Source organism: Streptomyces sp. NPDC039736 (assembly GCF_055596485.1).
Genome location: NZ_JBVIUQ010000001.1, coordinates 588,540 through 610,194, shown reverse-complemented (window position 1 = coordinate 610,194; position 21,655 = coordinate 588,540). Strand labels below are relative to the sequence as shown.

14 protein-coding genes are annotated in these 21,655 nt (G+C 73.5%); 7 read left to right on the top strand and 7 right to left on the bottom strand.

Annotated features, from left to right (window positions below; all coding sequences use genetic code 11):
* Positions 1-73: 73 nt before the first annotated feature.
* A complete protein-coding gene (locus ACZ56L_RS02585; RefSeq protein ID WP_471061662.1) occupies positions 74-2,884 on the top strand; it encodes a helix-turn-helix transcriptional regulator in 2,811 nt (936 codons plus the stop codon).
* 85 nt (positions 2,885-2,969) lie between these two features.
* Here ACZ56L_RS02585 and ACZ56L_RS02580 read toward each other — a convergent pair whose 3' ends face one another.
* Complete coding sequence (locus ACZ56L_RS02580) at positions 2,970-3,290, bottom strand: hypothetical protein (RefSeq protein ID WP_471060731.1); 321 nt, start codon at positions 3,288-3,290, stop codon at positions 2,970-2,972.
* 1,328 nt (positions 3,291-4,618) lie between these two features.
* Between ACZ56L_RS02580 and ACZ56L_RS02575 the strand changes: the two genes are divergently transcribed.
* From ACZ56L_RS02575 to ACZ56L_RS02565, 3 genes are all read left to right on the top strand, one after another.
* On the top strand, positions 4,619-5,821 hold the full coding sequence (locus tag ACZ56L_RS02575; protein WP_471060728.1) for a S1 family peptidase: 1,203 nt from the start codon (positions 4,619-4,621) through the stop codon (positions 5,819-5,821).
* A 138-nt stretch (positions 5,822-5,959) separates the two neighbouring features.
* Positions 5,960-6,871: a hypothetical protein gene (locus tag ACZ56L_RS02570; protein WP_471060725.1), complete on the top strand. Its 912-nt coding sequence runs from the start codon at positions 5,960-5,962 to the stop codon at positions 6,869-6,871.
* A gap of 769 nt (positions 6,872-7,640) precedes the next feature.
* Positions 7,641-8,804: an esterase-like activity of phytase family protein gene (locus ACZ56L_RS02565; RefSeq protein ID WP_471060723.1), complete on the top strand. Its 1,164-nt coding sequence runs from the start codon at positions 7,641-7,643 to the stop codon at positions 8,802-8,804.
* Positions 8,805-9,546: 742 nt separating this feature from the next.
* On the opposite strand, the gene ACZ56L_RS02560 is transcribed toward ACZ56L_RS02565, so the two are convergent.
* Entirely contained in the window at positions 9,547-11,427 is a 1,881-nt protein-coding gene (locus ACZ56L_RS02560; RefSeq protein WP_471060719.1) for an AfsR/SARP family transcriptional regulator, read from the bottom strand.
* Positions 11,428-11,635: 208 nt separating this feature from the next.
* Here ACZ56L_RS02560 and ACZ56L_RS02555 point away from each other — a divergent pair, with 208 nt between their 5' ends.
* The 3 genes from ACZ56L_RS02555 (at position 11,636) to ACZ56L_RS02545 (ending at position 14,580) form a co-directional block, all read left to right on the top strand.
* Entirely contained in the window at positions 11,636-12,613 is a 978-nt protein-coding gene (locus ACZ56L_RS02555; RefSeq protein ID WP_471060716.1) for a UbiA family prenyltransferase, read from the top strand.
* 158 nt (positions 12,614-12,771) lie between these two features.
* Positions 12,772-13,938, top strand: a complete 1,167-nt coding sequence (locus tag ACZ56L_RS02550; RefSeq protein WP_471060713.1) for a sensor histidine kinase — start codon at positions 12,772-12,774, stop codon at positions 13,936-13,938.
* A 3-nt stretch (positions 13,939-13,941) separates the two neighbouring features.
* Positions 13,942-14,580 carry a response regulator transcription factor gene (locus ACZ56L_RS02545; RefSeq protein ID WP_345218165.1) on the top strand — a complete coding sequence of 213 codons (639 nt, stop codon included), beginning with the start codon at positions 13,942-13,944 and terminating at the stop codon, positions 14,578-14,580.
* 4 nt (positions 14,581-14,584) lie between these two features.
* Here the strand turns inward: ACZ56L_RS02545 and ACZ56L_RS02540 are convergent, their stop codons facing one another.
* From ACZ56L_RS02540 to ACZ56L_RS02520, 5 genes are all read right to left on the bottom strand, one after another.
* Positions 14,585-16,069 carry an MDR family MFS transporter gene (locus ACZ56L_RS02540; RefSeq protein WP_471060710.1) on the bottom strand — a complete coding sequence of 495 codons (1,485 nt, stop codon included), beginning with the start codon at positions 16,067-16,069 and terminating at the stop codon, positions 14,585-14,587.
* Positions 16,070-16,134: 65 nt separating this feature from the next.
* Entirely contained in the window at positions 16,135-17,343 is a 1,209-nt protein-coding gene (locus ACZ56L_RS02535; protein WP_345218161.1) for a hypothetical protein, read from the bottom strand.
* Positions 17,340-18,104, bottom strand: coding sequence for a 4'-phosphopantetheinyl transferase family protein (locus tag ACZ56L_RS02530; RefSeq protein ID WP_345218159.1), 765 nt, complete (start codon positions 18,102-18,104; stop codon positions 17,340-17,342). The genes ACZ56L_RS02535 and ACZ56L_RS02530 overlap by 4 nt, the downstream gene beginning before the upstream one ends.
* Complete coding sequence (locus ACZ56L_RS02525; protein WP_471060706.1) at positions 18,104-20,458, bottom strand: beta-ketoacyl synthase N-terminal-like domain-containing protein; 2,355 nt, start codon at positions 20,456-20,458, stop codon at positions 18,104-18,106. The genes ACZ56L_RS02530 and ACZ56L_RS02525 overlap by 1 nt, the downstream gene beginning before the upstream one ends.
* Positions 20,459-20,529: 71 nt before the next feature.
* Positions 20,530-21,573 (bottom strand): aminomethyl transferase family protein, encoded by a 1,044-nt coding sequence (locus ACZ56L_RS02520; RefSeq protein ID WP_471060703.1) that lies wholly within the window; start codon positions 21,571-21,573, stop codon positions 20,530-20,532.
* Between the last annotated feature and the right edge of the window lie 82 nt (positions 21,574-21,655).

Genomic DNA, 21,655 nt, shown 5'->3' with positions numbered 1-21,655 from the left:
GACCGGAACAAGCGGCGTGTTCGGCCCCCGGGAGGTGTTCGGCCCACGGGAGAAGGAGAGCGAGGGTGACAGCGTGATCGCGGCGCCCGAGTCCGTCTTGCGGACCCTGACCCGCGCCCTGGCCCCTGAGCGCGCCGGGGCGACGCTGTTGTTCGTCGAGGGGGTCGCCGGCGGGGGAAAGAGTCACCTGCTCCGGCAACTGGCCGACCTTCCGGGAGCGGCGGGCGCGGTCCCCCTGTGGTGGCGGTGCGGCGTCGGCGACCCGCCGCCGGAGGCGGGCGGGAACCGGCGGGAACCGACCCTGTGGCTGGTGGACGACGTCCACCGGGCGGACGAGGACGAGCTGCGAGAGCTGCGCCGGGTGCTGGCACGGCTGGAACCGGGTTCAGCGGCCGCGGTGGCCTACCGCCCCGAGGAACTCGGCGTTCCCGGTCTGCCGCTGGGCGGCTCGCCGGTGACGTATCCGCACCGTCTGACGGTGCTCCGGCACCGGCTGACGCCCTGGGACGAAGAACGCGTCCGCCGCGCCGCCGTGGCGGCGCTGGGCGGAGACTGGTCGGGCGAGTCGCTGAGTCGGCTGCACGAGCGCACCGGCGGAGTGCCGCGGGTGGTCGTCGACCTGCTTGCCGTGCTGCGGGAACAGCAGCCGGCGTTCGCGGGCACGGCCGCGGAGATCGACGCGGCCGGTGTGCCCACCCGGCTGGCGGAACTGGTGCTGAGTCGCACGCACGCCTTGGCCCCGGCGCACCGGCCGCTGGTCTGGGCGGCTGCCGTCCTCGACCGGCCCGTCGGCCGTGCGGAACTGATCGCGGTGTCGGGGCTCGGCACCGAGACGGGGAACAGCGCCCTGTTGCGGGCATTGGCGGGCGCGGCCCTGACGGAGCGGGGAGAGGGCCGCTACGGCTTCGCCGTCCCGTTGGAAGCTGCGGCCGTACGCGACTGCGTACCCGGGCCCGTCCGCCAGGACCTGCACAGGAGGGCGGCGCAGGTCTGGAGCCGCCAACAGCCCGTGGCATGGGACGCGGTGGCCGAACACCACCGGGCGGCCGGCGACAGCCGCGGGTGGCTGAGGGCGGTGGAGAAGGCGGCCGGGACGGCGGCCGCGTCCGGCCGGCACCAGCAGGCCGTCGCACTGCTGGAGCGGACGCTGGCCGCCCCGGGGCTCCCTCCGCGGGCCCGCGCCCGGCTGGCACCGCTGCTGGCCCGCAGCGCGGTCACCGGACTGCGTTCGGACCAGACCGTGGAGGTGCTCGCGCAGATCGTGCAGGACGCGTCCCTCCCCCCGGCCGTACGTGGGGAGTTGCGTCTCGACCTGGGGCTGATGCTCTGCAACCAGATGGGCCGGTTCCCCGAGGGGTGGCGGGTGTTGGAGGTCGCGGCGGCCGAACTGCGCGAGGTGCGCCCGGGCCTGGCCGCACGCGCCATGGCGGCCCTGTCCAGCCCCTACTGGCCGGGCAACTCGCTCGACGTCCACCGGAGGTGGCTGGTCCAGGCCACCGCCGCCGCGGACATCAGTGGGGACGAGGCCATGCGCACGGCGGTTCTGGCCAGCCGGACGGGCCTCGCCATGAGCTGCGCCGACCCGCACGCCTGGGACCTGGTGAAGGAGTTGCCCGCGGAGAGCACGGACCCCCTCCGCGCCCGGCAGGCGGCCCGCGGTCTGTGCAACGCCGCCGACTTCGCGGTCTGGCTCGGCTTCTACGAGCGGGCGGAGGACCTGTTGGCGGCGGGAGCCGACCTGTCCGCGCGGAGCGGCGCACCGTACACCGAGTACAACGCGCTGGGGACGCGGCTGCTCCAGGAGTGGTGGACCGGCCGGTGGACCGGCCTTTCCGAGCGGTGCGAGGACTTCGTCGCCGCGACCTCCGACATGCCGTTCATCGCCTCCGACGCCTACGTCGTGCGAGGCCTGCTGGCCGTCGCCCAGGGCGACTGGGCAGAGGCGATGTCCTGGCTGTCCCAGCGAGGGACGTTCGGGACGGAGAAGCTGCCCGTGCCCCTGGTGGCGACCGCGGTCGGCGCGGTGATCCGCCTCGCCCTGGCCCGCCAGGACGTGACGGTCGCGGCGGAGCACGCGCATGCCGCCTGGGCGGTGGTGGCGGAGAAGGGCGTGTGGCCCTGGGCCGCGGAGCTCGCGCCGTGGGCGGTGGAAGCGGTGGCGCGCGCGGGCGACGGGACCGCCGCTCACGCCATGGTCCGGGACTTCGCCCAGGGCCTCGGCGGGCGCGACGCGCCCGCCGCGCGAGCCGCGTTGGTGTGGAGCAGGGCCGTACTCGCCGAAACGGAAGCGCCGGCCCGGCAGCGGCAGGACGAGCTGCTGCGGGCCGCGGAACTGTACCGGGAGGCCGCGTCGGCCTACGGGGCACTGCCTCGGCCCTACTCCCAGGCACTGGCTGCCGAGGGCGCCGCACGCTGCGTGCTGGCGGCGGACGCCGAACCGGATGCCCAAGCGGATGCCGACCCGGACGTGGACGCCGACGCGGACTCCGGCCCGGCCGCGGCGGCCGGGGGACCCGCCGGTCGTCCGGACCGGCTGCCCGGCCGTCCCGCCGCCCTCGCGGCGATCGGCGAACTGGAGTCCTGCATCCAGCGCTTCACCGAGCTGGGGGCCGTCTGGGACGCGGCGCGGACCAGAGCCCTGTTGCGCACGCGGCGGCCGGTCAGGAAGGGCCGCCCTCCCGGGCGCCCCTCGCACGCCGACGAGTTGTCCCCCCGAGAGACGGAGGTGGCCGAGCTCGCGGCCTCCGGCCTGACCAACCGGGAGATCGCCGTGACCCTGCACCTGTCCCCCCGGACGGTGGAACAGCACATCGCCCGCGCCATGCGCAAGACCGGCGCGCTGTCCCGCCGCGACCTCGCCCACCGCCTGGGCCGCACCCTCTGAAACGACGGGACGAGCATGCCGGGCAGGAAGTGAACGCCGAAGCAGCACGGAGCACGGACCGCGTCAGCAGTGCCCCTCTCGGCTGTCAGGGACGCCCGTACTGGCGGGACAGGGAAGACCGGTTCGCCCTGAGCATCGTGTCGGACTCCCACGCGTCCACGGTCGCGGCCGACCAGTCGAACACCCAGCCAGGGCGCAGCCCGCGCGCTCCCCAGCCGCCCGAGCGCCGACGCGGGAGAGCGTCACCCGCTCTCTGGGCGGCGATCGCCGAGTCGCAGGCCTCGCGGGCGATGCGGAGGGCTTCCGTCCAGGTGTCGGCCGGCCCGGTGAAGACGTGCAGTCCGCACTGGTCGGGCTGTGCGGAGTTTCTTATGGGGACATTGACCTGGAAATAGACCTTGGTCATGGCGCTGTCTCCTTGGGTTCGCGCTTTCCCGCTCTGCCGGTACGGACTGCAGTGGAGGTGCGGGGGGGGCCGCGCCGCTGCCGCACGTCCGCTCGACCGCTGATCAGATCGCATCACGTTACGAACCGGTCCGGGCTCTGAATATCCGGAATCGGCCAAACACCTATACGTACCCCGGCCGTCATGGGGGCGCGGGCCCCACCACCGCACGAGAACCCGGCCTGGAGGGGGCCGTGGGTGCCAGGATCCGGCCACCGAAGCTCCGGCCGCACGGCCCCGCGACCGGGAGGTCGCCCACCGGGGCGGCGGTGGGCAGCGCGCCAGGCCGGCTGGAGGCCGGTGACCGGCGGAAACGGCATCGGCCGACGAACCGGCTCACCACCCGCCGGGTTCCGGCGAACAGGAACGAACCGTCCTGACGGTCGGCGCCCGCAGAACCCCGGCACGCGTCGGGTTTTCTGCGTATCCGTGAAAGAGGCCGCCTGATACCACCGCTCACGCGGCGCCCCTATGGTTCCGGGCAGGCGGAACTCCTTGGCATGACCGGCTCAGAGTTCCGGCCGAACCCCCCACCGCACTGGAGTCGACGCATGGGCCGGACAGCCCCGTACAGAGCTTTCGGCGGCACAGCGGCCGCCGGTGGCCCGCCGGTGACACCGCACGTGCGCGCCGTCGCACCGGGCGCGTGGTCGCCTCCGGCGACGAGGACGCCACGGGCGCCGACTCCAGCGTTACGACCGGCCCGCTGACGAGACCGCACGAATGCTTCCGCCTCCCCCTGTCCGCTTCCGCGGCAGTTGACGGATGCGGTCGCAGAGCGGAAATCGAGGCACGATTTTCCGTTGCGTGCGGGGTCACCGGGAAATGACGGCAGAGTGCCGTTCGCTCCGGTCCTGGCGAATTCTTCGGAGTGGATCGGCGCACCCGAATGCGGGGTTCGTCGCGCCCCCACGCCCGTACAACTCCTTTCCACGGCGGGTCACGCCGGCCCGTGCCCGGGTGCGCGCACGGGCAAAGGCCGGCGCACCCCGCCCGACCCGCTCTTCGCCCACCCTGACGACCGGCCCGACACCTCCTGAAGTGCTGTTCAAACCAAGCTTCTTGACGTTCCGCAGGGCGCGTTCCCCTTCAACAGGGACGTCGCTGTTTCTGTTAAAAACTGCCTCCCGCACGCGTCTTGAAGTTCATTCAATCGCTACGCAATAGTTCGGGGCGCGGCGAGTTCCGAACTCTCCGCCAGGCAGGAACCCCCTTTCGCCGCGGCCTTGTCGGTGTATTCCGGCGAAACCCCCCATCGAGTTCCTGACTGTCATCCGAAAGGAATATGCGTGCGTAACTCTCGTACCTACCGCCGCCTTGTCGCAGTGGGCATCGCTCTCTCCGCCTCCGCCCTCCTGGGGACCCAGACCATGGCGCAGGCCCAGGACACAGAATCCGCCCCCCGCTACCAGCCCGACATGGTCCGGGCGCTGGCCGCTTCGCTCGGTGTGACCGAGGAAGCCGCGACCGACCGTCTGGACCGGCAGGATGCCCAGCAGGCCAAGCTCGCAGGTCTCCGGGCGAGAGGGATATCCGGCGACGGAGCCTTCTTCGACACCGCCGGCAAGCTGACCGTCAACGCCGACGACACCGCCGAAGCGGCCGAGATCGAGAAGGCCGGACTCGACGCCCGGGTGCCCGGAAGAGGCCAGGCCGCACTCGACAAGATCAAGGCCGAGCTGGACGCCGTCGCCGCCAAGGAGGTTCCCTCCGGTGTGGTCGCCTGGTCCGTGGACCTGGCATCCGACAAGGTGACGGTCAAGGTCAACAACGAGCGCGGAGCCGCCGCCAAGGCGTTCCTCGCCAAGGCCGCCAAGTACGGCGCCGCCGTCCAGATCCTGCGGGGCCAGGAGAAGGTCGAGGCGAAGGCCGCGATCTACCCCGGCAGCAAGATGACGTTCAACAACACCAGCCAGTGGTGTTCCGTCGGGTACGGAGCTCGCGACGGGGCGGGCAACCAGTACCTGGTGACCGCGGGCCACTGCGTCACCAACACCCTGCGCTACGACGGGATCGCCTTCGCGAAGGGCTACAAGACCCGCTACGCACTCGGCACCCGCAGCGTCGACATGGGCATCGACACCATCAACCCCGGCCACTCCATCGTCACCAGCGTCGGCACCTGGGGCAACAGCAACCCGGTCGCCGTCAGGGGCAGCAGCCGCGCCTCGTCCGGCGCCGCACTGTGCAAGTCCGGTGCCACCACAGGCTGGACCTGCGGAGCCATCGGCTCGTACAACAACACCGTCACCTACACCGACCCGAACGGAGGCCCCGAGACGGTCGTCAGTGGCCTGGCCACCTCCAGCGTCTGCGTCGAGGGCGGCGACAGCGGCGGCGCGTACATCTCCGGCAACCAGGCCCAGGGCATGACGTCCGGCGGCCCGACCAACCAGCGGTGCACCGGCGGCGTCAACTCCCGCGGCTCCTCCTACTTCCAGCCGCTCGACGACACGCTCCGGTACTACGGGCTGACGCTCAACACCAACTGAACACACCCGCAGCAGAACCGTCGGGGGCCGCTCGCGAGACAGGCGAGCGGCCCCCGGCCCACCCCCCGGTACCTCCCGTCACCTCCCGACGGAGTCCGGCCCTCGCACCGACCACAGATCCGCCTGTTGGAAGACGCCATGCCGAACGCCCCCCACACCGACGACCCGGACGTGATGTTCGCGGCCGTGTTCAAAGAGGCCCTGCGGCGGCGGGGTCTGCCGCTGGACCGCGTACGCGATCACCTCCAGTCGCAGGGAATCAGCCTCAGTCTCGCCACCCTCAGCTACTGGCAGAGCGGTCGCAGCCAGCCGGAGAAGTCCCAGTCCCTGCGCGCCGTCGACATCCTGGAACCCTTTCTCGGCCTTCCGAACGGCACCCTGCGATCGCTGCTGAGGCGCAGGCCCCGCGGCTGGGTCCCGGCGCACGACCTGGCCGCCGTCCGCGGGGTGTACGGCGAGAACTCCGACGTCGAACAGGTCCTCGGCGACGCCTTCCCGTACTTCAACGCCGACCTGCGACGGCTGGTCGTCCACGAGGCGGTGAGCGTGAACGAGCACCGCCTCGTCGACGAGATGCGCGTCACCGTCGTGGTCAAAGCCGTCCGCGGCGGCGTACGACACCTGACCGTCCTGCACACCCTGGACTCGCCGAGGACCGGCACCGCCGACATCACCGTCCCCTGCGGCCCGCCCCCGGTCCTGCGGTTCGCGCCGGAACGCAACTGCGTGATCGCCGACATCCCCTTCGGCCGCCGCCTGGCACAGAACGAGACCGCAGCAGTCGAGTACACGCTCCGCTCCGTCTCCACCGCGGGCATCTCCCACCAGCACGAGCGCCGCATCACCACCCCCCTGCAGACCTACCTGCTCCACGTACGCTTCCACCCCTCGGCGGTGCCGTCGAAGTGCTGGCACTACTACTGCAAGCAGCTCGGCGCCCCGCCGCACAGCCGACACCTCGTGCCCCCCGACAGCTTTCACTCGACGCACCTGCTGCCCACGAAGTGCACGCCCGGCGTGTACGGCGTCGAGTGGGAATGGCCGGACTGAGGCGCGAGGGAGACCTTGCGCAGGACGGAACGTGCGCCTGCGGGTCGTGTTCCTCACCTCCGTGGTGGGCGCCCCGGCCCTTGTCGCGACCCACTCGCTGCCGGGAATCCTGGTCTTCGCCGGCCTGCTCACCGGGGGCGGCGCGCTGGTCCGGCTCGCGCCGGAACGCGAGGGCAACGCGTCCCGGCGCGGACGCCGGCTGCTGGCGGGCCCGAACGCCCAGGGGTCGCGGCCGGCGATCGTACCGGGACCGGTCCTTCACGACGCACAGCACCGGGCGTTCACCCTGATGGTGCCGCACCGCACACCGGCCGCGGGCGCGTTCCGGTCCGGTGATGGTTTCGCCGACACCTCCACGGCCGAGGACCCGACGGTCAACGAGGGTCCCGGCTGGGAGGGCTGTGAGGAACGGGATTCCGGTGCGTCGGCACCGCGGGCCGCGCTGCCGCGTCAGGCACGCGGTACTCGGCGAGCGCCTGCTCGAACTCGTGCTCCGCGTTCGCCCAGTCGTCTCCGAGGCCGAGGGACCGGGCCGCAGGCAGAGCCACCACCCGTCGCGGACAGGCCGCCACGGGTACGGGCTGCCGCCCCCGAACCCCGAAAGGCCCCCACCTGTGTGCCGGGTGGGCGCTACGTGCGTACTTCGGCGTACGCCGCCCCTCTCCTTGCGGACCCCGCCGTCCCACAGCACCGTCCCGGTGCAAGCATCCGGCAGCCTTACCCGATTGGGTGACTGCGCCCCGGGCTTCCCACGGGCCAAGATCACCGGGTGAGTTCCTCTCTGACGCGCCGCGCGTGCGCCCTGACTCTGCTCCTGACCGCCGTCCTGTCCCCCGCGGTGTCCGCCGCCCAACCGGGCGACCCCGGTGAGGGGTCGGGACGCGCCGTACAGGCCCGCCTCCTCGGCGAAAGGACCGTTCCGCACAAGCTCGCCTTCCAGAACACCACGGTCGGCGGCCTCTCCGGCATCGACCGCAACCCGTGCACCGGCGAGTACGTCTTCATCAGCGACGACCGTTCCTACCTCCAGCCCGCCCGCTTCTACACGGCCAGGCTGGACGTGGACGCCGACGGAGTGCACGCCGTCGACTTCACCGGCACCCACCCCTTCTTCCAGCCCGACGGCTCCGTCTACCCGGCGCCGACGGCCGGGGACGGCAAGGCCGTCGACCCGGAGGAGATCCGGGTCGACCCGCGCAGCTGTGACTACTGGTGGGGGCAGGAGGGCGACCGGCCCAAGTCGGCCGGCCCGCCGGTGATCCAGCCGTCCATCCAGTACGCGTCCCCCACCGGCGACCACCTCGGGCAGCTGAAGCTGCCCGCGAACTACGAGATCACGACGGAGGAGCGCGGCCCGCGCCGGAACCAGGCGATCGAGGCACTCACCTTCGGCTCCAAGGGCAAGGTGGTGACCAGCGCCGTCGAGGGCCCGCTCCTCCAGGACGGCCCGGAGCCCGACACGAAGAACGGCGCCCTGGTCCGCGTCACGCAGCAGAACCGCGCCGGGAAGGTCCTCGGGCAGTTCGCCTACCCGCTGGAGAAGATCTTCGCCGAGAACGACCCCGACAGCCCCTGGGGCCCGGACACCGGCGTCCCGTCCCTCCTCGCCTTCCCCGACCAGCCCCACCGCTACCTGGTGCTGGAGCGCACCTGGGTCGCGGGCGCGGGCTACAAGATCCGCCTCTTCGACGCCACCACCCGCGGGGCGACCGACGTGCAGGCGATGGAGTCTCTGGCCGAACGGACCGTCACGCCGATGCGCAAGAGGCTCGTGGCGGACTTCGACACCCTGGGCCTCTCGGCCGTCGACAACACCGAGGGCATGACGTGGGGCCCGGGCCTCCCCTCCGGTGAGCGGCTGCTGATCCTCGTCAGTGACGACAACTTCGCCCAGGAGGCGATCACCCAGATCATCGCCCTCGGCATCCGCTGACCGGGGTTCCATTCGCCATCCGTGAAGGGGCGCCTGCCGGGCGAGGTTCAAGGCAGGCGCCCCTCCTGCTCGGTCCTGCGACCGCCCTGCCCGCCGGTGCGGAATCCAGGCCCCCGGCGTGGACCACGAGCTCGGCCCGGCCGGCCTCCGGCCCACCGGGCTGCGCCGCACGAGCGACGCCCCGGTGCGTTCCGTCCGAGGAGGGAGCAGCCTCATGAGCGTTCCCGGTCGCGGTATCCGCCTTCTCCGGTTGCGGAGTCACCGTGGCCGGGCCGCCTGGCGGGGCTCCCTTGCCGTCGTAGAGGGGGCCGGCGGCCGGGTGGTTGGCCGAGTGGTCGCGGGTGACCCGGCGCTCGACCTCGGCGGTCGCGGTCGGTTCGACGCCGACGACGCCGGCGAAGGGCGGTCGACGTCGCGGATGATGCGCGGCGCCGTCGTCAGGGGTGCGGTGACCACGACGAGGGTGACCAGCCGGCCGCGGTTGTCGCGGCGGGGCAGGCGGATGCCGAGGGCCGTCACCGTGATGACCAGGGTGGCCAGGAGGAACCAGCGGATGGTGCTGGGAGTGCTGGCGGTGGCCTGGGTGAGTCGTTCCCCGTGGCCCTCGTGATCAGTTGGCCGTGCCGGCCGATCACCGCCGCCGCCGCTGGCTCTCCGGACGGCCCGCTGCGACCCTGGCAGCAACGCGATTCCGTGCACCGGTCCCTGAGCCACCGTCCGCCGCTGCCTCCGCGCGCCCCGTTCAGCCCGCGGCGGGCAGCGGCAGGGTGAGGGCGCAGTCGCGGAGCAGGCGGTGCAGGGCGTAACGGGCCGGGGCCACCTCCTGGACGAGGTTGTCCTCCACCAGGGTTTCGAAGCAGCGCTCCACCTCCTCGTCCGGCAGCCCCGTGAGGGCTGCGGCCTGCGCCACGTCGCAGGTGGGGGCCGGGCGCAGGCCGAGTTGGCGGCCGAGCCGCCGCTGGGCCGCGGGCAGGCGCTCGTACGACACCCGCAGGACGGCCATCAGGTCGCGGTCGGCGGTCCGCAGGAAGCGGATGCGCCCGTCCGTGCCGGAGAGCCTGCCGATCAGGTCGGCGAGCGTCCAGGCGGGGCGGTCGCGCAGCCGGGTCGCGGCGATCCGTACCGCGAGCGGCAGCCGTCCGCAGAGTTCGACCGCCTGGGCGGTCCTGGCGGGTTCCGGGGCGGTGCGCCGTTCCCCGGCGATCCTGCGGAACAGCGTCTCGGCGTCGGCCCGCGGCAGTACGTCCAGGTGCAGCGGCAACGCTCCGTCCAGCGCGGTGAGCCTGCGTCGGCCGGTGACCAGGACGAGCGTGTCCCCGACGCCCGGCAGCAGCGGTGCGACGTGCTCGCTGTTTGCCGCGTCGTCCAGTACGACCAGACAGCGCCGCCCTGCCAGCCGGGCCCGCCACAAGGCGCTGCGTTCGGCCAGGCCCTCGGGGATCCGGACGGGTTCGAGCCCGGAGGCGCGCAGCAGCACGCCGAGCGCCTCGCGGGCGGGAAGCGGCTCCTGGGTGGGGTGGTAGCCGCGCAGGTCCACGTAGAACTGGCCGTCGGGGTAACGCGCGGCCACCCGGTGCGCGAACCGTACGGCCAGCGTGGTCTTGCCCACTCCGCCCATGCCGTCGATCGCCACCATCACCGGGGTGCCCCCAGCGCTCCGTCCGGCGGCGGTCATGCCGTCGAGGCGCGCGAGTTCGCCCGCGCGGCCGGTGAAGTCGGCGATGCTGTGCGGGAGGCAGTTGCCGCCCCCCGAAGGGGCGGCGGCGGATGCGGTGTGCTCTGCCGGTCCGCTCGGGGTGTCCGGCCCGGCCCGACCGGTCGGTCCGGCCTCCGCGGCCGACTCCCCCACGGCGCAGGGCCCGTCCGGTCCGCTCGCCGCGTCGCCGCGGCAGGACTCGTCCGCCAGCACCTCGGCGTGCAGGCGGCGCAGGCGCGGGCCCGGTACCAGCCCGAGTTCCTCGGTGAGGAAGCGGCGGGCCTCCTCGTACACGCGCAGGGCGTCCGCCTGGCGTCCGCTGCGGTGCAGCGCGGTCATCAGGCTGCCGCGCACGTTCTCGCGCAGCGGGTGTTCGGCCACCAGCTCGTAGAGGTCGCCGACCAGAGTGGCGCTCTCGCCCAGGCGCAGGCGCAGTTCCATGAGCGTTTCCACGGCGGCCAGCCGCTGCTCGCCGAGGCGGATCGCGGCGGCGACGACGGACGGACAGTCGATGCCCGCCCAGGCTTCGCCGCGCCACAGGCCGACGGCGTCCTGGAGCAGCCGTACCGCTTCGCCGGTGCGCCCCTCCCGGTCGGCCGCGTCGGCCGCCCGCACCCGGTCCGTGAAGCGGTGGGCGTCCACGGCGTCGGCGGGGACCTGGAGCCGGTAGCCGGCGTCGACGGTGACCAGGGCGACGTCACTGGCCCCGGCGAGCGCCCGGCGCAGGTCGCGGACCGCGTTGTGGACCTGCTGGCGGGCGGAGTGCGGCGGGTCCTCCCACAGTTCCTCCACCAGCACCCGCAGCGGGACGACCCGGTTGGCGTGCAGCAGGAGCAGTGCCAGCAGTCGTTGCCTGCGCATGCCGCGCAGCGGGACGGGCACCCCGTCCTCGCATGCCTCCAGCGTCCCCAGGACCTGGAATTCCATGGCCTTCTCCCTCTCCCCCATCGCCGCCGTCCGGACTCCTCCCGGACTCGTCCCGGAGCGCGGGCCGCGACGTGGGCCGGGTTCCCAGGACATCGGTGACGCTAGGCGGTCACGGCGCTCCCCTTGCACGGGCCTGCCTCGCAGGACACATGCGCGTACCTCCAAAGAGGCACGTCGGAACCACCGGTTCCACACATACGTTCACATCATGTCCCACATAACGCTTCCTCAGGCATCGCTGGCGCAGCCGCCCTTGCCCCTTCCGGCCGCTCGTCCGACGGCGCGACCGGCTGCCCGTGCGGGGGCGTTCCCTCCCGCCCACCTGAGGCACTGCCTGGCGGAGGCCCGCCCGCTGGTGCAGGTGATGTTCGTGCTGCGGTTCACCACCGGCGCGCTGCTGGCCGCCTCGGAGGCCCATCGGCTGCCGGACGTGCGGCACCTGCTGCCGGGACTGCTCTGCTGGTGGGCGGCGACCACGTGTGTCTACCTCTTCAACGGGGTGACCGACCTCCCCGAGGACCGGGCCAACGGCTCCGCCAGGCCGCTGGCCAGGGGCGTGCTGCCGGAGCGCACGGCTCGCCGGGTGGTGGGCGCGCTGGCCGCGACGGCACTGCTCGCGGCGTGTGCCGCGGGTCTGGTGGTGGCCGAGTCGGCGCTGGTCTTCCTCGCGCTGGGGTTCGCCTATTCCGCGCCCTCGGTGGCCGCCAAGCGCCGCACCTGGTCGGCCTCGCTGGTCACCAGTGCCGCTGCCGCGACGACGTACCTGGCCGGGGCGTCCGCGGCGGACGGCGCACTGACCGCGGAGGTCCTCGTGTTCGCCATCGTGCTCTCGCTGGGAGTGGGGCTCATCGCCGCCGTGGCGAAGGACCTGGGCAGCGCGGAGGGTGACGCGCTGGGCGGCAGGCGGACCCTGGTGGTGGTGCGCGGGGAGCGGGCGGCGCGGGTGTTCTGCGCGGTACTCGGCGGGCTGCTGGCGCTGGGGCTCACGGTGGCGGCCGTCTTCGTGCACCGGCTGCCGCTGGACCTCTCGGCCGCGGTGCTGGTGGTGGGAGCGGGGTGGCTCGCGGTCCGGTGCCTGCACGTGTCCGACCCGGAGGTCAACGCCCGAGCCCCGTACCGCACCTGGATGGTCACGCAGTACGCGGTGCACCTGGTCGCGCTGGCGGCGTTGCTGCTGCCGGAGTGAGCCGGGTGGGCCGCCCGCCCCCGCTGCCGGGGCGCACCGGGCCCGCCGCCTGCCGCCGTCGCCGCCCGACCGCTCCCACCTGCGGAAAGCCGCGAACCGTCGGTTCGTACACCGTTGCTACGATCACCCCAGATGTCTGACCGAGGGAGACGGGGACCGTGGGAGCATCCACCGAGCAAGGGACGCGTGCGGGCGAGCAGCCGCCCGCACTGGAACAGCTCGTCGACACCGCACTCGGCGTCTACGCCGAGGCGCTCCGCGAGGCCGGCAGCCCGCTGGTGCTGCGCTCCGAGCTGTGGCCCTCCTGCGAGCGGCAGGGCCGGGAGATCCTCACCGAGTGCCTGGGCGCGCTGTACGGGGCGGACGAAGACGTGTCCCGGGACGCCGAGTTCGTCTCGATGGCGCTGGGCGTGCGGCGCTCGCACGACGAGGTGTCCCCCGTCGACTCGGTGCACGCCGCCCGGGTCCTGTTCGACGCCGCGGTGACGACCATGCAGGAGGCCACCGCCGCCCTGCCCGCCGAACTCGCCCTGCCCCGCCTCATGATCGCGGTGCGCACCCTGCACCGCGCCGTCTCCACCCGGGTGGGCGCCGCCGCCATCGGCTACGACTCGGCCACCCTGCGCGGAGTCGGCGAGGTCAGCAACCAGCGCCGCCACCAGCTCGCCCGCGATCTCCACGACCACGTCGGCAGCAGCATCGGCCTCGCCCTGCGCTGCCTCGACCTGTACGCGATGGAGCAGGAGACCGGGGTGCACGGCAGCCGGGACCGGCTCGCGGACGCCCGCCAGGCCCTGCGGGACGTGTTCCGCCTCACCCGGTCGCTGGTCAGCGGTCTGCGCGCCAACGAACTGCAGGACAACCTGAAGCAGGAGATCGACTCCTACAGCGCCGCCGCCTCCACCGGGCCGGTCGACGTGCGGACCCGGATCCACGGTGATGAGACCTGGCTGCCCGAGCGCTTCCGCCAGGAGGTGTTCCTGGTGGTACGGGAAGCCTTGCGCAATGCCTTCGCGCACGCGGCGGCGGAGCACATCGACATCTCGGTCAGCGTCTTCCCCGACGCGGTGCACGGGGTGGTCGCGGACGACGGGGTGGGTCTGCCGGACGGCCTGGCGTCGGCGGACGGGACAGGTCACCGGGCACGCTCCGCATCCGACGGGTCAGGTCTGATCGCCATGCGCCAGCGGGTGACGGGGCTGGGCGGCACCCTGGAACTGGCCGGCGCCCGGGGGCAGGGCACCGAGGTCCGGTTCCGGATACCGCTCGCGGCGAAGGGCGCGCCCGCCGGGGCCGCTGGTTCCGCCGCCGAGCGGACGGTCTGACCCATGGGCACCTCCGCGGGTTCCGAGACCATCCGCATCCTCGCGGTGGACGACCACCGGCTGATGCGCCAGGCGCTCAGCGAACTCCTCGACCTGTACCACGGGCTGACCGTGGTCGCCCAGGCCAACGACGGCGAAACCGCCGTCGAACTGGCCGCCCTGCACCGCCCCGACGTCGTCCTGCTCGACGTGGAGATGCCGGGGCCCGGCCCGATGGCCAACCTGCGCAACATCCGGCGGGCCGCCCCGGGCACCCGGGTGGTGTTCCTGACCATGCATGACGACCCCCGGCTGATCGAGGCGCTGCTCGCGGCGGGCGCCGCCAGCTATCTGCACAAGGAGGTGGACCGGGAGATCCTGGTCTCCGCCATCCGCAGTGCCATGGCGGGCGGCACCACCACGTTCCTGCCCCGGCCGACGGCGCCCGGCCCCGGACACCAGCCCGCCCCGCCGCCGCTGACCCCGCGCGAACGGGAACTGATGGAACTGGTCGCGCAGGGACTGAGCAACCGTCAGATCGGCAGTCGTCTCGGCATCACGGAGGGCACCGTCAAGCGCCATCTGCGCAATGTGTTCGAGAAGCTGGGCGCCAGCTCCCGGCTCGACGCCGTCAACCGGGTCCGTTCCACCCGTACCTACTGACCGCTTACTGACCGCGCGGCCCGCCGGCGGTGGAACGCTGCTGTGCGCGGTCCGCCGCATACAGCGCCAGAGCGGGCAGCAGCGTCGCCCCGTACACCCACAGGAGCCAGCCGAAGGAGCGGGCGAAGGCCTCCGCCACCAGGCCGTGCGTCTCGTGGGCGGCGCTGCCGAGCACCACGGTCACGACCGCGATGGCCAGGGCGCCGCCGATCCGCTGGAGCAGGTTGAGCTGGGCGGAGGCGTCCGGGATGGACTCCGGGCGGATCGACTCGAAGGCCCGGGTCATGGCGGGCACGATCGTCAGCCCGGTGCCCAGGCCCCGCACCACCAGGGCCCCGCACATCAGCGGGTAGGAGGTGTCCGCGGTCAGCGAGGTGAGCGGCCAGGTGGCGAGCATGGTGAGCAGGATCCCGAGGACGACGGTACGACCGCCGCCCAGGCGCTTCATGACCGGTCGGCAACCGACTCCGGCGATCACCACGCCGATCCCGCCGACGGACATCAGCAGCCCGGTGGCCACCGGACTCTCGCCGCGCGCCGACTCGAAGTACAGCGGGATGAGCATCATCGGCGAGTACAGGACGAAGCCCAGGCAGAAGATGGTGACCGCGGCCGTGCGGTAGACGCCGTGCCGGAAGAGCCGCAGGTCGAGCAGGGGGTGCGGAGTGCGCAGTTCGCGTACGACGAAGACCGTGCCGCTCAGCACGGCCAGGGCGAGCGGGGTGATCAGGGCGGGGTCCGCGCGCGTGCCGGTCTCGGAGAACGCGTGCACGGCGAGGACCGTGCACACCGTGCAGGCAGCCGCGCTCAGCAGCCCCAGCACATCCAGCGGCTTGCTCCGGCCGGCGGCCGGAGCGTCGGGGCGCACCCAGCGCGCGGTCGCCGCCAGAAGCAGCACGCACAGGGGGACGTTGACGGCGTACACGGAGGACCAGCCCCAGAAGTTCACCAGGAGCCCGCCGATCGTCGGCCCGAGCAGCGGGCCGATCAGCATGACGCTGCCGTTCAACGCCTGTACCCGGCCCAGGTGTTCGCGGGGCATCCCGCTGGTGAGCAGGATCGTCGACACGGGGATGAGGAGACCGGCGGCGGCTCCCGACAGACCGCGGGCGGCGATCAGTGAGGGAAGGTCCGGGCTGAGCGCACAGGCCGCGGAGCCGATCGCGAACACCGCCACGGAGGTGGCGAAGGCCCTGCGCACACCGAACCGGTTGGCCAGCCAGCCGCTGGCGGGCATCGACGCGGCCAGTGCGACCAGATAGGCGGTGACCACCCACTGCACCTGGCTGAGCGCCCCGAACCGGGCGGTGGTCTCCTCCAGGGACACGTTCACGATGGTGGTGTCGAGCAGCGCGAGGAACCCGCCCGCGACGGCGACCGCGATCGTCGGGAATGGTGAGGGGCCGCCCCGGGGTGCGGCGACGGGCGTGGCCCCCGGCTCCTCCGGCGGGGCGGGTGCGGTGGGTTCCGTGTCGTGGGTCAGGGACATGGCAGGCGATCGTCCTTCGAGGTTTCGAGGTGGGGCGGGGCAAGGGGGGCGGGGCCGGTGGCGCGTCAGGCGTCGGCGGTGAGGGCGCGCTCGACCGCGTCGAGGACTCGCTCGGCCGCCGCACGGGCACCGGCCCGGTCACGGCAGGAGAGGGTCACCTCGGTCTCGTCGCCGATCCGGCAGGTACTGAGGAACATCTCGGCGTACGGAACGAGCATGGGCAGGGTGTGGAAGGCGGTGGGGCGGAAGCGTCCGGTGGAGAGTCCGTCCAGGTCGATCCGGCCGTGGTCGGTGACGATGGCGGTGCACGGGAAGCGGGTGCCGTCCAGCCCCCGTGCTTCCGCGAGAGTGTTGGCGAAGGGGTTGCGGCGCAGGAAGTCGCGTTCGAGGGAGGCGACGTCGGCCTTGCGCAGCAGGGCCCGCACGAGGCGGCCGTGCAGGACGCTCCAGGTGTCGTCGCGGGCGAAGTCCAGCACCAGCTGGGAGGTCAGGTTGGCGCTGGAGCGCACCGCCGGGTCGTGGCGCCGCAGGTCCACGGGGACGATCAGGCGGCCCTCGTCGCAGGGCAGCACGCCCGCGAGGGCGGCCGCGACGCGGGCGGTGACGGCGGGCGGGCAGGCCGCCACCCGTCGCCGGACCCAGAGCGGCACGCCGTCCGCCGGGCCGTGACCGAGGGCCGCGGGCAGCCCGGCCCGCCTGGCGGGCGGCTCCAGCGGCGCAACGCGTCCGGCGGCGGTACGAAAGTGGGTGTCGTCGACGAGGGAGTCCGCGCCGACGGGCTCCTCGCCGCGCAGCACCCGGAAGACGTCGGCGATCCACTGCCTCAGCCCGCGCCCGTCGGTGACGACGTGGCTGGCCCGCACCACGAGCCGGACGGGGGCGGGGGCCGTGGCGTCGGCGGGCTCCGGCGCCTGTCCCGTCATCAGGGCGACCTCGCAGACCGGCCCGGTGACGACGTCCAGGTCGCCCCGAAGGAACGGCAGGTCGTACCCCGCGTCGTACGGCAGCTCGGTCACGGACGGCGGCGGGCCGTCCGCCCGCCAGGTCGCCCCGCGCCGCCGCACGGCGAGCCCGGGACCGGCGAGGGTCGCGGCGCGTACCGCCTTCCGCAGTTCCCCGGCGTCGATCCGGCCCTCCCCCTCGACCACCATCTGGATCAGCTGGGGCACACCGGTCGCGGCGGCGTTCAGGTATCCGCGCTCGATCTGCGAGATGCGCCGGACGTAGGTGTCCGGGGTTGTCGCCCGCCCGGTCGGGTGCACGGCGGCGGTCATACCGGCTCCGGGGTCGGGGCGCCGAGGCGCAGTACGGGTTCGTCGGGGCCCGGCTGCCACCACCGGCGCACATCGGCGGCGGCGTCGGCGGCGAGGGCGAGGTGCAGGGCGGACGCGGGGGTGCCGCCGGACGCAGCGCGGAATGCGGCGGGTACCGGCAGTGCGCCCAGGTGTGTCGAACTCACCTGGTAGGCGCGGACGTTGGTCGGGCGCCAGCCGGGCCGCCAGCCGGGCAGGCGGGTACCGGCGAAGGTCTCCTTGGTCAGGTGCGAGGCCTTGATGAGCGCTTCGCACTCGGCGAAGTCCCGCAGTGCGGCCGGCTGTTCGCGGCCGAGCAGGGTGCCGAGCCAGCGCATGGCGTGCGGCCGGTCCCGCTCGTCCTGGAGGTCCACTCCGACGTGCGGCCCGGCGGCGAAGGCCACGGCGCTGTACGCGTCGCAGTGCGCCACCGAGACCGCCAGCCCGTACCCGGGCAGCGACCATCGCTTGTGCGCGTCCCGCACGAGGCCTGCGCCCGTGACCGGAACCCGGTAAAGCGTGTCCAGGGCGGCGACGATCAGGGCGCGGCCCGAACCGTGGAGGCGGCGTCCCGTGCGGTCGCGGGGCAGCCGGGGGTGGTGGGTGATCAGGAGATCGATGCCGGGGCGCCCGAGGAGGGCGGGGGCGGGGCCGGCCGTGCCCGCTCCGGCACCGGCCGCGTGCCGCGCTCCGGCGCCGCCCCGGATCACCGGATCGGCCACCAGGCTCATCAGGGTGCCCATCACACTCTCCCGTCGAACACGGCCGCCGCGTAGCTGCCGCCGTGGGCGAAGGAGGAGAGGAGTACGGGACCGGGGACGGCGGGAGCGGTGAGCGCGGCGATCAGGCCGAGCGCGCCCGCGCTGCCGTACGTCTCACCGAGCACCGCCTTCGGGGCCAGCACCGGGCGGCCTTCCAGACCGGCGGCCCGCAGGGCGCGGGTCTGGTTAAGGTCCACCAGAGGGTGGCCCGACGCGGCGGAGACGACGGTGCCGATCTCCTCGGGGGCAGCCCCGGCCTCGGTCAGCGCGGAGCGGACCGCGCGGGCCCACGCCAAACCGTCGCGGCCGAGCCTTCCGACACCGACCGATTCGCCGGAGGCTCCGAAGCCCCGGACGGTGGCCAGCCGCTCCGCACCCCGCGCCCGCGCCGCCGTGCCGCTCTCCAGGAGGATCGCGGCGGCGCCCTCGCTGAGGACGGTTCCGGTACGGCCACCGGGCACGACCGGCAGGGAGCGCGCGTATCCGGGCAGGGCCGCCTGGGTGGCGAGTGCCTGGGCGGGGAACTCGTCGGCGACCACGACCATGATCCGCGTCGCCGCGCCGCGGGCGATGACCCGCGCCGCGAGCTGGAGCGCGAGGACCGAGCTGGTGCCGCCGCCCGCGATGGTGGCGGTGTAGCCCCGGTAGCGGTGCAGCATCGCTACGTGTCCGGCCGCCGCGTTGACGACGGTGTTCGCGAAGAGGGAGGGGTTCGCGCCGGTGATGCCCCGGCGCAGTACGCCCTCGTGGAACTGGAGCACCGAGGTCACCGGGCCGTACCCGGTGGCGAAGACGATGCCGGTGCTCTCCGCCTCCGTACGGGACGGCTTGCCGTGGCGGGCGTAGAGGTCGCCGACGGCGGAGGCGGCCAGCAGGCTCAGCGGGTCCATCCGGCGGGCCCGGCTGGGGTTGGTGCCGCGCGCGGCGGCCTTGAGGTCGGCCCGGCCGACCGGGACGTCGCCGATGCCCGCCACGTGCTCGGTCGCACCGAAGCAAGGGCGGCCCTCACGCAGCGCTTCGAGGAGGGACGCGGTGTCGCCCGCGGAACCCGCGAGACCGGCGACGCCGGTGACGACCACCTGGTGCTCGACCGTGGGGCGGCGGGCCGGACGCGCGGCCCTGCCGGGCTTGTTGAGGACGACGGAGGCGTTGTTGCCGCCGAACGCGAAGGAGTTGGAGAGCACCACCTCCGGCCGGCCCTCCCGGCCCGCTTCCGGTACGACGTCCAGGCCGAACGGCGAGGCCACGCCGCGGGTGTTGACGGTCGGCGGCAGTACGTCCCGGTCCAATGCCAGGGTGCTGACGACGGCCTCCACCGCGCCCGCCGCGCCCAGCGTGTGTCCGATGATCGACTTCGTGGAGCTGGCGGGCGGGATGTCGGGACCGAACAGCAGCTTCAGGGCCTTGGGTTCGGAGGCGTCGTTGGCGGGGGTGCCGGTGCCGTGCAGGTTGAGGTAGTCGACGTCCTCCGGGGTGAGTCCCGCGGTGTCCAGGGCCTGCGCCATGGCGGAGCAGGCGCCCTTGCCGCTGGGGTCGGGGGCGGTCTGGTGGTAGCCGTCGCAGGAGAGCCCGTACCCGCCGAGTTCGGCGAGCACCCGCGCGCCGCGCCCCGCTGCCCGCCGCACCGATTCCAGCACCATGAACCCGGCACCCTCGCCGAGCGTGAGCCCGGTGGAGGCGGCCAGCGGCGAACAGGGCTCCTCGTCCAGTGCGCCCAGTGCGCTGAAGCCGTACGCGGAGAGTTCGGCGAGGGGGTCCACGCCGCCGCAGACGACGTGGTCCACCTCGCCCTTCCACAGCAGTTCGGCCGCGTACCCGAGCGCGACGGCACTGGCGGCGCAGGCGTTGGAGAGGACCACGCGGGGGCCGCGCAGGTCGAACTCGGCGGCGATGTGGTCGCCGACGCAGGGGAGCTGGGCGGCTGCCGCCCGTGCGGCGTCGAGCCGCCCCTCGTGCACCAGCTCCCGGTGCACGCTCTCCAGGGTGGGCATCGCGCCGAGGCTGGAACCGACGACGACGGCCACCCGGTCCCGGTCGACGGTGTCCAGGTCGAGTCCGCTGTGGTGCAGGGCCTCCCGGATGGCGGCGGAGGCGAGGGCGTAGCAGCGGTCGAGCCCGGGGGGCTGTCCGCCGGTGACCATGCCCGCCCAGCCGGTCAGCAGCTCGGAGGTGTCGAAGAGGGTGTTGGTACGGATGCCGGAGGTGCCGGAGGCGATGGACGCCCAGCTCTTCTCGACGTCGTCCCCGGCGCCGGTGATCAGACCGAGGCCGGTGAGGGCGATGGTCCGGTCGGCCTGGGCGCCGGTGGCCGGGCCGGTGCTCGCGCCCGTGCTCATGGCGGTTCTCGCTTCCTCGCCCGTCGGAGCGTACGTGTTCTCGCGTCTCGGGGCGTACGTGCCGTCGCCCATCAGGCGATCTTCATGGTGAGCGAGCGGGCGACGACGCGGGGCAGTGTGACGGTGCGCACCGGGCGGTCGGCGTCCTGGTCGTCCCGCACGGCCAGGTCGAGGCCGGGGACGCCGAACGGGCTGTCGAGGACGGCCAGCAGGAGTTCCTCCTCCGGATTGGCGGAGGGGGCCTGCCACAGCACGGTGCCCACGGTGCGGCCCGCGACGGTGACCGGGGTCCCGGCGGTGAAACCGGCACCCGCCGGAGCGGCGACGGCGGCCAGCTTGGTCTCGCTCGCGCCCGGGGCGACCAGGTCGTCCGAGCCGTGGAACTCACCGATCCGGTTCCAGTCGACCAGCCAGGAGAGGTCGGCCCGGTTCACCGTGAGGCCGCCGAAGCCCGACCCGAAGACGCCCATGCCCGCCTCCGCCTGCACCCTGGCCAGCGCCTCGGGGCCGACCGGCGCACCGCCCTGCGCCGCCACGGCGGCGAGTACGGCCTCGTGGGCGGTGTCGGGGGCGTTGGTGAGGAGCAGATAGCCGTACTCGCCGGTGGTGCCGACCCGCGCGAGGTGGGCGAGGGCGGCGGGCTCCCCGGGCAGTTCGGACGCGGCGATGCCGTGCAGCGGCAGGCCGGAGATGTCGTAGTCGAGGAATCCGGTCGCCGCGGACCAGGCGGTCGGCCCTTCGAAGGCGCTCGCGCCCCAGCCCTCAGGCTCGACCTCGACGTGCGCACCGACCGGAACGCCGACCGTCTCGAAGTGGGCGCGCAGCGCGTCGGCGGTGACGTGGGTGCGCGGCAGCAGCCAGGACTCGTCGGCGAGTTCGAAGTGCAGCAGGAGCGCGAACGGGCTGCCGTCGGCGTTCAGCGCCAGCACCTCGCGGACGGTCTCCGGCTCGACGAAGTCAGCGGATTTGGCCAGCAGCCGGTCGAGCAGCGTGAGCCGCTCGTCCCCGGTCAGCCGGACCAGCGGAGCCTGGACGCGGTAGGCCCCGACGGCGGTGCGCAGGGTGGCGTAGTCCTCGGTGAGGGTGCGGGCGGCGGTGGTGGTGAGCGTGGTCATGATGAGTGGTTTCCTTCGGGAGGTGAAGTACGGAACGGCGGTTGTCGAAATCGCCGGACACGACGGTGAGTCGAGACGGCAG

Coding starts and splice junctions, on each gene's coding strand:
- ACZ56L_RS02520 (WP_471060703.1), bottom strand. CDS start 21,573: ATGACCACGCTCACCACCACCGCCGCCCGCACCCTCACCGAGGACTAC.
- ACZ56L_RS02580 (WP_471060731.1), bottom strand. CDS start 3,290: ATGACCAAGGTCTATTTCCAGGTCAATGTCCCCATAAGAAACTCCGCA.
- ACZ56L_RS02535 (WP_345218161.1), bottom strand. CDS start 17,343: ATGACCGCCGCCGTGCACCCGACCGGGCGGGCGACAACCCCGGACACC.
- ACZ56L_RS02570 (WP_471060725.1), top strand. CDS start 5,960: ATGCCGAACGCCCCCCACACCGACGACCCGGACGTGATGTTCGCGGCC.
- ACZ56L_RS02545 (WP_345218165.1), top strand. CDS start 13,942: ATGGGCACCTCCGCGGGTTCCGAGACCATCCGCATCCTCGCGGTGGAC.
- ACZ56L_RS02555 (WP_471060716.1), top strand. CDS start 11,636: ATGTCCCACATAACGCTTCCTCAGGCATCGCTGGCGCAGCCGCCCTTG.
- ACZ56L_RS02525 (WP_471060706.1), bottom strand. CDS start 20,458: ATGAGCACGGGCGCGAGCACCGGCCCGGCCACCGGCGCCCAGGCCGAC.
- ACZ56L_RS02540 (WP_471060710.1), bottom strand. CDS start 16,069: ATGTCCCTGACCCACGACACGGAACCCACCGCACCCGCCCCGCCGGAG.
- ACZ56L_RS02560 (WP_471060719.1), bottom strand. CDS start 11,427: ATGGAATTCCAGGTCCTGGGGACGCTGGAGGCATGCGAGGACGGGGTG.
- ACZ56L_RS02530 (WP_345218159.1), bottom strand. CDS start 18,104: ATGGGCACCCTGATGAGCCTGGTGGCCGATCCGGTGATCCGGGGCGGC.